This is a genomic window from Deltaproteobacteria bacterium, assembly GCA_019308905.1.
GTDB lineage: Bacteria > Desulfobacterota > BSN033 > WVXP01 > WVXP01 > JAFDHF01.
Genome location: JAFDHF010000082.1, coordinates 1 through 15076, shown reverse-complemented (window position 1 = coordinate 15076; position 15076 = coordinate 1). Strand labels below are relative to the sequence as shown.

Sequence of the window (15076 nt, the reverse complement as noted above, 5' to 3'; positions counted from 1 at the left end):
GCCCCTCATCTTCCATCACGAAGGACTTGACGAGAGAATATTTGAACACCTCAATATCTGGACCCGCAAGCCGAATCTCCGGGGATGGCAGCGGATTGTCAATCGGATCAGGAACGCCAAAAATTCGACGACTATCGCCATTGTCGGGAAATACACACATCTGAAGGATTCGTACAAGAGTCTTCACGAGGCCCTGATTCATGGAGGGATCGCCAATGACTGTAAGGTGAATCTCGTTTACGTGGATTCCGAGGACGTGGAGAAGCAGGGCCCCGAAGCGCTTCTGAAAGGGATGAAAGGCGTCTTGGTGCCAGGTGGGTTTGGCACCCGGGGCATCGAGGGCAAGATCAAGGCCGCCCGTTTTGCCAGAGAGAAGAGGATTCCCTATTTTGGGATATGTCTGGGTATGCAAATTGCAGTAATAGAGTTTGCCGTGAATGTGGTGGGTCTGAAGGGGGCATACAGCACCGAATTCGACAGGAATACGCCCCATCCCGTGATCAGCCTCCTCACGGAATGGGTCGACCAGAACAATCAGGTCCAGAAGCGTTCGGCTGATTCGGATCTGGGGGGGACCATGAGGCTGGGATCCTGTCCGTGTCGATTGGTTCCCGGTACTCTCGCACACCAGGCTTACAACAAGAGGCTTATCCATGAAAGGCACCGGCACCGATATGAGTTCAACAACAACTACAGAGAGCCGCTGGCTGAGGCGGGGCTGGTTTTCAGCGGCATCTGTCCTGACGGCGATCTTGTAGAGATCATCGAGGTCCCCCAGGACAGACACCCGTGGTTCCTGGGATGCCAGTTTCACCCGGAATTCAAGTCTCGACCCATGGATCCGCACCCTCTTTTCCGCGAGTTTGTCAAGGCCACTCTCGGGAATCCGGGGATCCGAAAAGGGAGGAAGAGGCGGATTTGAAGAACCCGGATCGTTTGAATCCGGGCAAGGAGGGGAAAGAGGTAAAGATTGCCTTCAAAGAGCCCGATAGACAATAATGACGCCTGGCAAAAGGCGAAGAAGGTTCGGATGCTCATACTCGATGTCGATGGTGTTCTCACCGACGGAAGGATCGTGATTGACGACAGAGGCGTGGAATCGAAGTGTTTCGATGAGAAAGACGGTCACGGCTTGAAGCTGCTTATGCGGGCAGGTGTTGAGGTGGTTCTTCTGTCAGGCCGTGAATCGGCGGCAACGAGGCGCCGTGCAGAAGAATTGGGAATCTCAGAGGTCTATCAGAATGTCCACGAAAAGGTCGGGGAATATCGGCGGATCCTGGAGGCTGCCGGGGTTGAGGATCAAGAGGTAGGGTACGTGGGAGACGACCTGGTCGACCTGCCCCTGTTGAAGAGAGTGGGTTTCTCTGTGGTGGTCGGAGATTCCGTCGAAGAGATCAAGCCCTTTGCCGACTATGTTACCCAGAAGGACGGCGGCAGGGGTGCTGTGCGAGAGGTCGTTGAGATCATTCTCAAATCCCAGGGGAAATGGGAAGAGGTGACAGCACGGTACCGGGGTTGAAAAAGGTCAGGAACCTGATCGGTCTCTCTGTTGCCGCTTTGGCGGTGACCGTAGTGGTCGTCCTCTTCATTAATTGGGGAAAGGGAGGATTTCACGGCACGGGTATAAGAATTCCCAAGATCAAGGGCGACCTGAAGGTGGGCAACCTGTTTCTGACAGAAGAGAAGGAAGGTACCGTCCAGTGGGAGCTGGAAGCCAAGTTGGCAGAGTCCTTTAGAAAGGATAACAAGACGGTTCTTGAAGATCTCCAGGTGACCATGTACGGCCAAGGCGGACGCGTGGTCACCCTGCGGGGGGATCGGGCTAGAATCGACGAGAGGACAAGAAACATGGAGGTCGAAGGCGATGTGGTGGTCACCTCAAGCGATGGCCTCCGCCTTCGGACCGATTTTCTCCAGTATGACCACAGCCGCCGGGAGATTACCACCGAGTCAGCTGTCACGATAAACGGTAAAGGTGTCAGAATCTCGGGCAAAGGGCTCCGGATGGAACTGGCAAACGAGACGATCTCTATTCTCAGGGAGGTGGAGACTTCCATCGAAGGGTCTCCTCTCGAATCCGGCTAGCCGCGGCAAGGTAAAGGCGATGGGAAAGGGGTTAAGCACGGTTTGTTGGTTGACTCTCGCCGGATGGCTTGCGTTCGGTTTGATGGGCCCGTGGGTGCTTGCCGAACAGAAAGAAAAGGGGCCGGGAGGGCTCGATCTGAAGGTTCGGACCGAACCCATCACCGTGTCGTCCGGGACCCTTGTGTGGGAGCATAAGGCCCATAAGGCGACATTCCATGAGGATGTGGTGGCAAGGCAGCAGGATCTGGAGATACGTTCCGACAGCCTTACTATCTATTTCAACCAGACTGACAGCGACATTACACGGTTGGTTGCAGAGGGGAATGTCAAGATTCTCCAAATGGATCGGCGGGCATTTTGTGAAAAGGCCGTATATGACCGGACGCAGGAACGTATAGTTCTCGAAGGAAATCCCGTCATTCGACAGGGACAGAACGAGATAAGGGGGCAGCGGGTGATATACTTTGTCAGAGAAAACCGGAGCGTCGTGGAAGGGGGACAGGGCGGCCGGGTCAGGGTGACTCTGGTTCCAGAGAAAGGGAAGGTTCCGGATTGATCCGAAGGGAAGTCGGGCGCATCCGAACAGTGGGGAGACATGGGAGGAGGAGATCTGGACATAGCACGAACTGCGGATAGGGAACCAGACGGATCCGGCAGGGGAAGAGGTGTCTTCTTGGCCGAGGGCCTCAGCAAATCCTTTAGGAGGAGAAAGGTCGTTGACGGGGTAGGTCTTTCAGTCAGGGCTGGGGAGGTGGTCGGGCTTCTGGGACCCAACGGTGCGGGCAAGACGACTATCTTTTACATGGTCATCGGTCTGATCCGGCCAGAAGCTGGTAGGGTTCTTCTCAACGGGGAGGATATCACGGATCTGCCGATGTACATGAGAGCCAGGAAGGGGATTGGTTATCTGCCCCAGGAATCCTCCGTTTTTCGCAAGCTCACTGTGGAAGAGAATATCATGGCGATCCTGGAGTCCCTTCCCCTTAGGAGATCCCAGCGTGAAGAGAGGCTCGAGTCTCTCCTAAGCGAACTAGGATTGAGTGTTATCCGGAATCGCAAGGCGTACTCCCTTTCTGGCGGTGAAAGGCGGAGGGTGGAGATAACGAGAGCCCTGGTGACTGACCCGCTTTTCATCTTTCTGGACGAACCCTTTGCCGGCATCGATCCAATAGCCGTCACTGACATACAGAAGATCATCGTTCAGTTGAGGTTAAAGGGGATCGGCGTTATCATCACCGATCACAATGTTCGTGAAACACTGGGGATCTGCGAGAGAGCATATATCCTGAATCAAGGGAGAATTCTGGAGTCCGGATCTCCCGAAGAGATTGCGAAGAGCCGGAAAGCCCGGAGGATTTACCTGGGTGATTCTTTCAGGCTGGAACGGGCAAAGGTTGCAGGATCGGTACGAGAGAGGTGGAATTGAGCGGAGATTCTTGACAGAGAGATGAGACGATGGCCTTAGAGATCAAGCAGACCGTCAAGCTGGCTCAACAGTTGGTGATTACCCCTCAGCTCCAGCAGGCGATTAAACTCCTTCAGCTGACGCGGATGGAACTGGTCGATCTGATTCAGGAAGAGATGAAGGAGAATCCTCTGCTGGAAGAAGCCGAGCCTACAGAAGAGACCGACTCATCCCAATACGACGGGGACAGCCAGGAGGGATCGGATCAGGAGCTACTCAAGGAGACGACCCTCGAGGTCAAGGGCGAGGGCGAGGGGAAAGACGATTTTGACTGGGAGAGTTATATCGAGAACCTCAATGTCTCCTCGTACCGTGGCTCGGCCGACAGTGAAGATCGGCCGTCCTTCGAAAACTTCGTGGCGCGAAAGACAAATCTGACGGACCATCTGATGTGGCAACTCCGGCTGTCCGATCTCGACGAGAGACAGCAGGACATCGGCCGTTTCATTATCGGCAATCTGGACGAGAATGGGTATCTGAACATCTCTGATCAGGAGATCTCGGAACATCTCGGCTGTGATCCCGGGCAGGTGGAGGAGGTTTTGAAGCGGATCAGGATGTTCGATCCCGTCGGGGTGGGTGCCAGGGATCTCAGAGAATGTCTCCTGGCTCAGCTTGAAGCCCTGGGAGAATCTGACTCGATAGCCCGGGAGATCGTGTTGAACCATATGCCCCGTCTCAAGAGTAGAAACTACGGGCAGATTGCAAAGAAGCTGGGGGTGTCCCTCAATCGGGTTATGGAGGGGATCCGGCTCATCTCCGAACTGGAGCCTAAGCCGGGCCGTCAGTACAGCGGTGAGGAGATCCAGAACATAGTTCCCGACGTTTTCGTTTACAAGATCGAGGGGGAGTACGTGGTGGTTCTCAACGAGGAAGAGATGCCCCGGTTGAGAATCAACAGCACCTATCGTAATATCCTCCAAGCAGGGAGCGGAACACCCGAAAGCGACCGCAAATACATTCAGGATAGGCTTCGCTCTGCGGTGTGGCTCCTGAAGAGCATTCACCAGAGACAGCGCACCATCTATAGGGTTACGAAGAGTATCGTCTCTCTTCAGAGGGAATTTCTCGACAAGGGCGTGAACTATCTGAGGCCGATGGTTTTGAGAGACGTGGCCGAAGACATACAGATGCATGAGTCGACGATCAGCCGGGCCACCAACAACAAATACGTCCATACACCTCAAGGCATTTTTGAGCTGAAATACTTCTTCAACAACAGCATCAGTTCCTTTCGAGGAGAGGATTTCGCTTCGGAGAGTGTGAAGAACCTGATCAAAGACATCATTGCCAAGGAGAATCCAAGAAAACCGTACAGCGACGAGAAGATTGTCCATATGCTGCGGGGGATGAACATCAACATAGCGCGAAGGACCGTTGCCAAATATCGCGAGTCACTGAGGATCCTGTCCTCAAACGAGAGAAAGAGGCTCTTTTGAGCGACGCCGAAGAGCTCGATTTTCAGATTCTTCCGACCTGAGGCGCTGGAGCTCCAGTTGTCTGATTCCTTTCTCCCTTGAGACCTTGATTTATCCACTTCCCTAATGTTTTAGTAAGGATATCTCGGGATCATGCATTGACACCCGTTGGAAAAGGAAGTAGTTTAAAACCTTTTAGAGGAGGAGCGGTATGCAGGTAGTTGTGACCTTCAGGCATTTCGAGGCCAATGATGCGGTCAGGAGTTATGCCAAGGAGAAGATTCTCAAGCTTAAGAAGTACCTGGAACGGCCTGTCGAGGCCCGGGTCGTCTTGTCGATGGAGAAATTCAGGGCAATGGCCGAAGCCACTATTACGGGTGACGGTTACACGATCAATGGAGCGGAGAAGACCGACGATATGTATTCGGCCATCGACAAGCTCGTCGGAAAACTGGAAAGACAGATATTGAAGCGCCGAGGCAAGACCAAGCCCAGAAGGTCGAATTCCAATGCCCAGGGCCATCGGTACCGGATGAATATCTTGTCCCCTGAAGGTGTTACGGCCGGGGCAGAGAAACGGGTGATAAGAAGCGATGAACACTCGGCAAAACCCATGTCCCTTGACGAAGCGATTCTTCGCCTCAATGCAGGGGAGGACGACTTCTTTGTCTTTACAGATCTTGATTCGGGGTTGATGAACGTCGTGTACCGGAGAAAGGACGGGAATTACGGGCTCATTGAGTCTGAGGTTCGATAGCCGGAGTGCTGGGATTCGGAGGCAGAAGGCATGAAGATTTCTGAGATCTTGAACAAAGACTTGCTCATTCCTGATCTCCAGTCAAAGGATAAAAGAGGGGTCTTGGAAGAACTGGCAGGTGTACTTGTTGCTCAGGGGAAACTCCGCGATCTCAAGAAGGTTGTGGAGGTCCTTCTGGAGCGGGAGAAACTGGGGAGTACCGGTATAGGTGACGGTATTGCCATCCCCCATGGGAAGATCAGGGATCTCGACGGGGTGGTCGCCTCCTTCGGCAGGAGCCGCCAGGGGGTGGATTTCGAATCCATCGACCAGAAGCCGACCCATCTGTTCTTTCTTCTGGTGGCACCGGAGAACTCTGCAGGAACCCACCTGAAGGCGTTGGCGAGGATCTCGAGGCTCCTCAAAGACCCCAACTTCAGGAAGCGGCTCATGGAGGCGGAGACCAGAGAGCAACTCTATCAGATCATTTCCGAAGAAGATGCCCAGTACTGACGTGCCTTCCGCGGAGGTTCTTCTTTGATGCCCGGAGTCTCCGGAGAAGATCTGTATCAGGACCGTGAATACGACCTGAGGCTCCGGCTTGTCGGAGGGGCCAAGGGGCTGAGAAAAAAGATCAGGCTTTCTCAGGTCCAGAAACTCGGGTTGGCGGTGGCAGGGTACACCCGTTTTGTCCAGCCCTTCCGGGTCCAGGTTATCGGCAATACGGAGCTCTCCTATCTGGCGACGCTTCCTCCAGAAAGGAGAGATGAGATCATCAGAAAGATCTGCGGGTTGAGAGTCGCCTGTTTCATCGTCACGAAAAACCTGGAGATTCCTCCTCTCCTCATCCAGGAGAGCGAGAAGAAGAGGATTCCTCTTTTTCAGACAGAACTCGGCACTCTGGAGTTGATCGAAAGGATCACCAGGTTTCTAGAGGACAAGCTGGCTGCTAGGACCACCATCCACGGCGTCTTGGTAGACGTTTTCGGCGTGGGGGTGCTCATCGTGGGGAGGAGCGGCATCGGGAAAAGCGAATGTGCCCTGGACCTGGTTCTGAAAGGGCATCGTTTCGTTGCCGACGACCTGGTCCTTCTCTACAAGACGTCGCCTGGAGCGATTTTTGGGTGCGGCACCGATCCGGCCGAGTATCACATGGAGATCAGGGGGCTCGGGATTATCAGTATTGCAAAGCTCTTCGGAGTAGAGGCGATCAGGGAACGGAAGAAGGTCGAAGTGGTGGTCGAACTGATCGAATGGGAGAGTTCTCGGGATTACGACCGCTTGGGGTTTGAGGATGAATCGTACCGCCTTCTCGAGATCGATCTCCCTCTGGTCAGGATACCGGTGACTCCGGGACGGAATGTGGCTTCCATCGTCGAGGTTGCCGCAAGAAACCACATACTGAAGGCAATGGGGTATCATCCGGCCAGGGAGTTCGAGAAACAGCTCCTGGCAAAGATGGCCGGCCGGCGAAAGAGAAAAACCACCAGGAACGAAGCGCAGTGAGAGATCTCAGAGTCGTCCTCATCACGGGTCTTTCAGGCTCGGGAAAAACCACCGCCATCAAGGCACTGGAGGACATGGGGTTTTACTGTGTAGACAATCTCCCCATCGTGCTTTTCCCGAAGTTTCTGGAACTCTGCCGGCAATCGGTACGGGGAATCTCCAAAGTGGGCCTGGTGATCGATATCCGTGGCGAGGAGTTCATGGCAGGTGCCGGGGAGGTCATCGGAGAACTGAAACGCAAGAAGCTGGGGGTGGAAGTCGTTTTCCTGGAGGCGAGTGATGAAATCCTGGTGAGAAGATACAGAGAGACCCGGCGTCACCACCCCCTTGCCGTGGGTGTCTCCGTTCGGGAAGGTATTCGGATGGAACGGGAGCGGCTCATGGTTCTCAGGAACATGTCGGACAAGGTGATCGACACCTCGGGTCTAAACGTCCACCAGCTCAAGGAGACGATTACGCGGTTTTTTCTCATGGGACATCCTCTGGGGAAGATGGCCATTACTCTAATGTCGTTCGGTTACAGCTTCGGAATACCCTATGACGCTGATATCATTCTAGATGTGAGGTTCCTGGCAAATCCGTTCTTTGTAGACCACCTGAAAGACCTGACAGGTGAGGAAGGGGAGGTTCGCAGGTACGTTTTGGGGTGGCCCGAGACAAGGGAGTTTATCACAAGGGTTCGTGATCTCATCGAATATCTCGTTCCCCTTTTTGAAAAGGAAGGGAAGGCCTACCTTACCATTGCCATTGGTTGTACCGGGGGCAGGCATCGCTCGGTCGTAGTGGTGAACGAACTGGGAGCTATCCTCGGCAAGGCTCTGGCGAGGGAGGGTCCCCTGCTGGTGATACGACACCGGGATCTGGAAAAAGGCTAGACAGGCAGGGAGGTATTAGCCGGCGGGAGAGTAGGTGTCCGCGTTTCGGGATGCGGACGGCCCGGGAGGCCCGAGGAAGAACCGATATCGGAGAGACCGTATCATGGTTGGTGTCGTTGTGGTAACCCATTGCCGGTTGGCAGAAGAACTGATCTCTGCGGCTGAACTGATAGTGGGGCCTCTCAAGGGGGTTGAGGGGATCTGTATAGATCCCAGAGCGGACCCCGACGAGATCCGAGACCGGATAGGCGAAGGAATCCGGAAAGTCGACAAGGGCTCGGGCGTCCTGATCTTAACGGATATGTTCGGCGGCACACCCTCGACGATCAGTTTCTCCTTTCTCCAGGACAATCGCATTGAGGTGGTCACCGGAGTGAACCTTCCCATGCTGTTGAAGCTCTCGACCTATGAGGGGGACATGGCCCTGGGGGAACTCGCCGAATTTATCAGGTCCTACGGTCAGAGGAACATCAATATTGCCAGTGAGATTCTGAAAAAGGGCGTGAAGCAACAGTAACGATGGAAGAGCAGACCTTTGTGATCAAGAACAGGCTCGGACTGCACGCGAGAGCGGCGGGGTTGATGGTTCGGCTGGCCAACAGGTACAACGCGGAGATTTCGATAGAGAAGGACGGTATGGTGGCAGATGCCAAGAGCATAATGGGGGTGATGATGCTTGCGGCCGCTGCCGGATCCAGGGTGAAGATCAGGGCCGAAGGCCCGGATGCCCGGAAAGCAATCCGGGCCATCGGGCGGTTGATAGATAGGAAATTCGGGGAGGATTGAGCTGGAGGATTGGACCTACATGGGCAAACAGCAACTGGTAAATCAATTCATCAAAGGCATCGGAGCCTCACCGGGAATCGTGACGGGGCGTGCTTTTTTACTCGATAGAAGCAAGGTTCGGCTTCCCCAGAGACCCATTCCTGAAAGCGAGGTGGAGGGGGAGATAGAGCGTTTCAAAAGGTCTATCGAACAGTCCAAGGAACAGCTGCTCGATATCAAGAACGGTATCCTGGATGAAGAGGTCCGAAGGCATGCCTTTATCCTGGACGTCCATCTTATGATTCTCGAAGACCAGATGCTCATCCAGGAGACGATCGAAACCATCAGGGAACGTAAGATAAACGCCGAGTGGGCTCTTGATATCATCCTCGAGCGCCTCAGCAGGGTCTTCGACACCATCCAGGATCCTTACCTCAGGGAAAGAAAGAACGACCTGAAGTACGTTTCTCAACGGATTTTCAGAAACCTGGTGGGCCATACCCACGACGACATCAATCGCATCAAGGGCGATGTGGTAGTGGTTGCCCACGACCTCTCTCCGGGTGATACGATCCAGTTGAATCTGAAAAACGTGGTCGGTTTCGTGACGGATATCGGGGGAGCGGTTTCACACGCGGCTATCCTTTCCAAATCGATGGGGATCCCCTCGGTCGTTGGGGCGGCCGGCTCCACAGCCCAGATCAACGGAGGGGACCAGCTGATTGTCGACGGCGACGCGGGCATAGTAATCGTCAATCCCACGGAAGAGGTCTCAAGGCACTATCTGGAACGACAGAGGCAGATAAAGTCCATCGAAAAGGAGTTGCTGAAGTTTACCAGTCTTCCTGCGGAGACTCGGGATGGGTACCGGATAACGGTGGGGGCCAACATCGAGCTCCCAGAAGAGATAGCATCAGCCAGGAAAAGGGGTGCAGAGGGAGTAGGCCTCTACCGGACGGAACTGCTCTATTTCGGGCGGGAAGACCTTCCCTCTGAGGAAGAACACTTCGAAACCTATAGAAAGTTGGCAGAGGCCGTGTTTCCCCACGAAGTGACCATTCGGACCCTCGATGTCGGGGGGGATAAGTTTCTCGACCACGGCGAGGCGATCAAGGAGATGAACCCGGCCATGGGACTGCGGGCGATCCGGTTCTGCATCAAGGAGTTGGATCTGTTCAAGACCCAGTTGAGGGGGATCCTCCGGGCGAGCGTCCACGGTCATCTGAGGATTCTGCTTCCCATGATTTCCGGTATCCAGGAGGTACGAGAAGCAAAGGCTATTCTGCACGAGGTGATGGACGATTTGCGCAGGCAAGGGGTGCCCTTTGACGAGAATATCCCTGTAGGGGCCATGATCGAGATCCCTTCGGCCTGTATGATCGCCGATCTGCTGGCTAGAGAGGTGGAGTTCTTCAGCATCGGGACGAATGACCTCATCCAGTATACCCTGGCCGTGGATCGGGTCAATGAGCACGTTTCTTATCTGTACGAGCCTCTCCATCCTGCAGTACTTCGATGTGTCAGGGAGGTAGTCGAAGCCGGGCATAAGGCAGGTTTGAGAGTCGCTATCTGCGGAGAAATGGCAGGCGAGCCCGTCTATCTCTGGGTCCTGCTCGGCCTGGGACTGGACGAGATCAGCATGAACCCCCTCTCCATACCACGGGTGAAGAAGATCCTGAGAATGTCCACGGTGGAGGAGGCCCGTGCACTGGTGAGGGAAATATCTCAGATGACCTCCGGCAGCGAGATCGAACAGCACGTGGTAAGTGTCATGACAAAGCGTTTCCCAAAGGATTTTAGAGAGATAGAGGAAGCACCGCGGCCTGCCGGTCCCTTGCAGTGACCGGCCACGCCCGGAGAGGTTATCCGAAACGGAGTGGAGGAGGAATCTAGATGGGAATGACGGACTATCTATTTACATCTGAATCGGTGACAGAGGGTCACCCGGACAAGGTGGCAGACCAGATTTCCGATGCTGTCCTGGATGGGATCATTGCCCAGGATCCCCACGCCAGGGTGGCCTGTGAAACCATGGTGACCACTGGAATGGCGATTATTGCCGGAGAGATCACTACGAAGTGCTACGTGGACATGCCGGCGATCGTTCGGGAGACGATCAAGGGTATCGGCTATACGGATTCGGCCATGGGATTTGACTGGGAGACGTGTGCCGTCATCACCTCGATCGATCAACAGTCTCCGGATATCGCCCAGGGGGTCAACGAAACGGACGACCATGAACAGGGAGCGGGTGATCAGGGGCTCATGTTCGGTTTTGCCTGCAACGAGACCCCCGAGCTGATGCCCATGCCGATCATGCTGGCTCACAGACTGACCAAGAGGCTTGCTACGGCCAGAAAGCGGGGTGAACTCGATTTCCTCAGACCCGACGGAAAGTCTCAGGTTACGGTCCAGTACATCGATGGAGCCCCAACCAGGGTCGATACTGTGGTTGTGGCCGCCCAGCATTCGGCCACGGTCAAGTATGAGACCCTGAGAGAAGGCATCATCGAAGAGGTGGTGAAGAAGGCGATCCCGGAAAACCTCCTCGACGCGAAGACCAAATACTACATCAATTCGACGGGCAGATTCGTTGTAGGCGGACCCATGGGGGATTGCGGCCTGACGGGCCGGAAGATCATCGACGATACATACGGAGGCCAGGGGAGCCACGGCGGCGGATGCTTTTCCGGCAAGGATCCCTCAAAGGTCGACAGGAGCGCCTCTTACATGGCAAGGCACATTGCGAAAAATCTCGTGGCCGCGGGTCTGTGCGACCGTGCCGAAGTCCAGGTTGCATACGCCATAGGGGTTGCCAGGCCGGTTTCGATTATGGTCAATACCAATGGGACTTGGAAGATCCCCCCAGACAGGATTGCAGCGATTGTCAATGAGATCTTCGATCTGAGACCAAAACAGATCATCGAATATCTCGATCTTCTCAGGCCGATATACAAGAAAACCGCCTGTTACGGCCACTTTGGATGGGAGGATCCTGACTATACCTGGGAGAGAACGAACCGGGTCAAGGAGCTTCGGGAGGCCGCGGGACTGGACTGACGAGACAGGGATCGGCTCGCCGCCGGGGGAGTGGATATATGGGGCCGGTAATTGCGGGTTGATTCTGTGAGGTGGAGGGTATGGTGGATTACAAGGTGAAGGATATCGGTCTTGCCGCGCAAGGGAGGTTGAAGATCGAGTGGGCCGAGTCGCGGATGCCCCTGCTCATGACATTGAGGCAGAGACACGAGGCCGCAGGACCCCTAAAGGGCATGAGAATCTCAGGTTGTCTCCACGTGACAAAGGAGACGGCCGTCTTGGTTGAGACGCTGGTAGCCGCCGGAGCAGAGGTGAGCTGGTGTGGATGCAATCCCCTCTCCACACAGGACGACGTGGCGGCAGCTCTCGCAGAGAAGGGGATCCCCATCTTCGCATGGCACGGAATGAGCAAAGAGGAGTTCTACTGGTGCATCGACAGGACGCTTGAGATCGGCCCCACCCTGACCCTCGATGACGGAGCCGACCTGATCATGACCGTGCATCAGCACAAGCCTGAACTGGCGGAAAAGATACTGGGGGGGACAGAGGAAACCACCACAGGTGTGCACCGGCTCAGGGCCATGGCCGAAGACAGGGCTTTGAAGTACCCTATTTTGGCCGTCAACGACACAGAGACAAAGTGGGATTTCGACAATGTCTACGGGACCGGTCAGTCTTCCTTGGACGGCATCTTGAGGACCACCTCCGTACTTCTGGCCGGAAAGAATTTCGTCACTGCCGGGTACGGGCATTGCGGCCGGGGATGCGCGATGCGGGCCAAAGGCATGGGGGCTCTCTCCATAGTGACCGAAGTCAGCCCTACGGCCGCGATCAAGGCTCTTCTCGATGGCCACCGGGTCATGGCGATGGAGGAGGCCGCTTCGATCGGCGATATCTTTGTCACAGCCACCGGGATGCGAGACGTGATCGTCGGGCACCATTTTGAAAGGATGAAGGACGGAGCCATCGTCTGCAACACGGGTCACTATGATTGCGAGATCAGGATCCCGGATCTGGAAGCCCTGGCCGTGTCGCGGCGCGAGATAAGGAAAAACTGTGAGGAATATACTCTCAAGAACGGCAAGAGGATCTACCTTCTTGCCAAAGGGCGGTTGATAAATCTTGCCGGCGCTGAGGGCCACCCTTCGGAGGTGATGGATATGTCTTTTGCCAACCAGTTCCTAGGCCTCATGAGGCTGGCCCGGGAGGGAAGCAGCCTGGAGCCCAAGGTCTATGATGTGGACCCTGCCCAAGATGAAGAAGTGGCCCGGCTGAAACTGGAGACCATGGGAGTCCGAATCGATACTCTCACCTCGGACCAGAGGGCCTATCTGACCGACTATGAGGCCGGCACATGAAGGTTTCGGGGGCGAGTCGCACAAGGGGGGGGCAAAGGTTGCTGAATTGCAGGCTCAGCCCTGAGCGGTCCGGTTCAGCGCGGCCGTGACGGCTTGAAGGACGGTGGCATGGAGGAGCCCGTTGGTGGCGACGATACCCTTGTTTTTTTCGAGCCTCTTTCCCGTTGAAAAATCCAGAGGTCTTCCAAAGATATCCGTGACCCTTCCTCCCGCTTCCTCCACAATGATCGATCCAGCCGCATGATCCCAGATCTTTTCCCGGTAATCAGGTGTTTCGGGAGAGGGGAGCCTCAAGTAGATCGAGGCGTCTCCTCTGGCCAGGAGGGCGTACTTGGCCTGGCTGTCTACCCGCAGGGCGGGAGTGGCTATTCGCAGCTCTTGAGCGATGCGACTCTGAGAGGCGTGATCGGAATGTGCGGATTCAAGGCTTTCGGTTATCCTTGCCTGGACCGGGGTGGCTGCAGGTGAAACCCTCACCCGCGTCCGGTTTCTACCGGCCAGGTCGCTCTCGACCGTCCCACGGCCTTTGAGGGCGACGAGGAGGGTTCCCCTTTCTTCTCCGGTTGGATTCCCTGCAAGGGGGAGATTGGGACATCCAAGGACACCGAGCTGGACGTGTCCGCTCTCGATCAGAGCGAGAGCGATTGCATACTGGTCTCCCCGGAGAAACCCCTTGGTGCCGTCGATTGGATCAAGAGTCCAGAACCTCTCTCCTGGCTGCTGGCCACCCCAATCGATCCAGGAGCAGATCTGTCCCGGAGGAGCCTTGGGGAAAAAATCGTGAACATGCCGGACAACCTGCCCGAGGGTCACACTGTGTTCGGGTTTGAAGAGCTCCTGGGAATCCTCCTCGGCCACAACCGGATCATGGGGAAACTCCTCCTTGAGGGTCTTACAGATGAGCGCCTGGGATCCGAAGTCGGCGACAGTCACCGGACTTCTGTCGCCCTTGGTCATTGTGGATCCCTCAATCAGAGCTGTCCTGACCTTGATGCATAGGCTCGACGCAGCCATGACCGCCCTGATGGCTATGTCCATCTCTTTCTTGAAACCTGGATTCATCGAATGGATCTCCAAAGCATGACCGGCAGACGAATCCGACGGGATGGACGTCGAAATCGTTCAAATCCTTCGGGCCGCTCAAATCATGAAGTGAGAATTGAAGTTCGCACGGCTTACTCGTCTCAAGGATTCAGCTCGGCCAGCTTCTTTCCCAAATCGTAGGCTGCCCGCATTTTTTCAGGATAGCCTAGGATTTCGCCTTTCTCGTCTACCCCCCTGACCAGGAGCGTGTCGACCAGTTCGACATCGATGGCGTCAAAAAAATAGCGCACCGTAAGCAAGACCCCCTCAAAGAGTCGCTTGCCACGGGTGGCTCCCACGGAGATAAATGCTCCTTTTCGGCGGGGCCGTCCGGGAGAGATGGGCAGGTGAAGAAGGTGGCGCTTGACCCAGAGGGACTGACAGCGGTCGATAAGGATCTTGGTATGTGCGCTGACCGAGTAAAAAAAGACGGGAGAGGCCAGAATAAGGGCGTCTGCCCGGGTGATTCTCCCTGCCACCTCCTGAAAATCGTCCTTGATAACACACTCGCCATCCCTCTTGCACCCATAGATCTCCAAACATGGTGACATGGTCTTCTCTGACAGCAGGAGGTTTTCCACAGCCGCACCGGCCCTTTGGGCCCCCCTCAGGGCCTCTTCCAGAAGGAGCGAACTGTTTCCCCCCCTTCGGGGGCTTCCACATACTCCGAGAACCTCCATTGGCCGTCTCCCTGAAGCCCTGTCTTCATAATATCCCCTGTCCGGCCCAGGGATCAAGGTGTGGAG

Annotated in this window: 17 protein-coding genes; 15 read left to right on the top strand and 2 right to left on the bottom strand. The window is 55.4% G+C overall.

The genetic code is table 11. The features are described 5' to 3' along the window. From JRJ26_18610 to JRJ26_18540, 15 genes are all read left to right on the top strand, one after another. A partial coding sequence (locus tag JRJ26_18610; GenBank protein MBW2059507.1) for a CTP synthase occupies positions 1 to 922 on the top strand: 922 nt, incomplete at its 5' end. Between the two features lie 108 nt (positions 923 to 1030). After that, a complete protein-coding gene (locus JRJ26_18605; protein ID MBW2059506.1) occupies positions 1031 to 1519 on the top strand; it encodes an HAD-IIIA family hydrolase in 489 nt (162 codons plus the stop codon). Continuing rightward, a complete protein-coding gene (gene lptC / locus JRJ26_18600; GenBank protein ID MBW2059505.1) occupies positions 1486 to 2085 on the top strand; it encodes an LPS export ABC transporter periplasmic protein LptC in 600 nt (199 codons plus the stop codon). The genes JRJ26_18605 and lptC overlap by 34 nt, the downstream gene beginning before the upstream one ends. A gap of 19 nt (positions 2086 to 2104) precedes the next feature. Beyond that, complete coding sequence (gene lptA, locus JRJ26_18595) at positions 2105 to 2641, top strand: lipopolysaccharide transport periplasmic protein LptA (GenBank protein ID MBW2059504.1); 537 nt, start codon at positions 2105 to 2107, stop codon at positions 2639 to 2641. 39 nt (positions 2642 to 2680) lie between these two features. After that, entirely contained in the window at positions 2681 to 3511 is an 831-nt protein-coding gene (gene lptB / locus JRJ26_18590; GenBank protein ID MBW2059503.1) for an LPS export ABC transporter ATP-binding protein, read from the top strand. 29 nt (positions 3512 to 3540) lie between these two features. Continuing rightward, on the top strand, positions 3541 to 4989 hold the full coding sequence (gene rpoN, locus JRJ26_18585) for an RNA polymerase factor sigma-54 (GenBank protein ID MBW2059502.1): 1449 nt from the start codon (positions 3541 to 3543) through the stop codon (positions 4987 to 4989). Positions 4990 to 5179: 190 nt separating this feature from the next. Continuing rightward, complete coding sequence (gene raiA, locus JRJ26_18580; protein ID MBW2059501.1) at positions 5180 to 5725, top strand: ribosome-associated translation inhibitor RaiA; 546 nt, start codon at positions 5180 to 5182, stop codon at positions 5723 to 5725. A gap of 30 nt (positions 5726 to 5755) precedes the next feature. Further along, a complete protein-coding gene (locus JRJ26_18575) occupies positions 5756 to 6217 on the top strand; it encodes a PTS sugar transporter subunit IIA (protein ID MBW2059500.1) in 462 nt (153 codons plus the stop codon). A 27-nt stretch (positions 6218 to 6244) separates the two neighbouring features. Further along, positions 6245 to 7210 (top strand): HPr(Ser) kinase/phosphatase, encoded by a 966-nt coding sequence (gene hprK / locus JRJ26_18570; GenBank protein MBW2059499.1) that lies wholly within the window; start codon positions 6245 to 6247, stop codon positions 7208 to 7210. Continuing rightward, complete coding sequence (gene rapZ / locus JRJ26_18565; protein MBW2059498.1) at positions 7207 to 8085, top strand: RNase adapter RapZ; 879 nt, start codon at positions 7207 to 7209, stop codon at positions 8083 to 8085. Before hprK ends, rapZ begins: the two co-directional genes overlap by 4 nt. Before the next feature lie 103 nt (positions 8086 to 8188). Then, complete coding sequence (locus JRJ26_18560; GenBank protein MBW2059497.1) at positions 8189 to 8602, top strand: PTS sugar transporter subunit IIA; 414 nt, start codon at positions 8189 to 8191, stop codon at positions 8600 to 8602. A gap of 2 nt (positions 8603 to 8604) precedes the next feature. Further along, the gene (locus JRJ26_18555; GenBank protein ID MBW2059496.1) at positions 8605 to 8871 is read left to right on the top strand and encodes an HPr family phosphocarrier protein; all 267 of its coding nucleotides are present in this window, start codon (positions 8605 to 8607) and stop codon (positions 8869 to 8871) included. Positions 8872 to 8890: 19 nt separating this feature from the next. Then, positions 8891 to 10693, top strand: a complete 1803-nt coding sequence (gene ptsP, locus JRJ26_18550) for a phosphoenolpyruvate--protein phosphotransferase (protein MBW2059495.1) — start codon at positions 8891 to 8893, stop codon at positions 10691 to 10693. A gap of 50 nt (positions 10694 to 10743) precedes the next feature. Next, entirely contained in the window at positions 10744 to 11910 is a 1167-nt protein-coding gene (locus JRJ26_18545; GenBank protein MBW2059494.1) for a methionine adenosyltransferase, read from the top strand. A gap of 80 nt (positions 11911 to 11990) precedes the next feature. Next, entirely contained in the window at positions 11991 to 13247 is a 1257-nt protein-coding gene (locus JRJ26_18540; protein MBW2059493.1) for an adenosylhomocysteinase, read from the top strand. A 54-nt stretch (positions 13248 to 13301) separates the two neighbouring features. On the opposite strand, the gene JRJ26_18535 is transcribed toward JRJ26_18540, so the two are convergent. Beyond that, positions 13302 to 14309 carry a 3'(2'),5'-bisphosphate nucleotidase gene (locus tag JRJ26_18535; protein MBW2059492.1) on the bottom strand — a complete coding sequence of 336 codons (1008 nt, stop codon included), beginning with the start codon at positions 14307 to 14309 and terminating at the stop codon, positions 13302 to 13304. Positions 14310 to 14431: 122 nt separating this feature from the next. Further along, a complete protein-coding gene (locus JRJ26_18530) occupies positions 14432 to 15010 on the bottom strand; it encodes a flavodoxin family protein (protein ID MBW2059491.1) in 579 nt (192 codons plus the stop codon). Between the last annotated feature and the right edge of the window lie 66 nt (positions 15011 to 15076).